Raw genomic sequence first — 501 nt, forward strand, 5'->3', positions numbered from 1 at the left:
AAGTTACTAGGTATTAAAATGGGCGTACCCGTCTTTCAGATCAAAGCTGAAATGCAGCGCCATGGCATTTTGGCATTCTCGTCCAATTACGCGCTGTACGCAGATTTGAGCAGTCGAGTGATGCGCACTTTGGAGGAGATGGCACCAAGAGTAGAGGTTTACTCCATTGACGAAGCGTTTTTGGATTTAACCGGTATTGAGTCTGCCATATCCCTTGTCGAGTTCGGACAACAAGTGCGAGAGCGCATAGGCCACTGGATTGGGATCACCGTCTGTGTAGGCATTGCACCGACTAAAACACTCGCCAAACTGGCTAACCATGCCGCCAAAAAATATCCAGCTACTCAGGGGGTTGTAGACCTGACCAATCCAGATCGGCAACGTCGATTACTCGCATTAGTCCCAGTTGATGATGTTTGGGGCGTTGGTAGACGGCTTTCTAAGCGTTTAAATGGTTTGTGTATCACCCCGGCCCTATACCTAGCCAATGCCTCTCCTATA

At 48.9% G+C, this 501-nt stretch carries 1 pseudogene; it reads left to right on the top strand.

Going from position 1 to position 501, the window contains the following annotated elements:
- Nucleotides 1-18 precede the first annotated feature (18 nt).
- Nucleotides 19-501 (top strand): annotated as a pseudogene (locus R7044_RS28555) (DNA polymerase V subunit UmuC); the annotation flags it as partial.

The organism is Vibrio sp. 1402, from assembly GCF_033340275.1.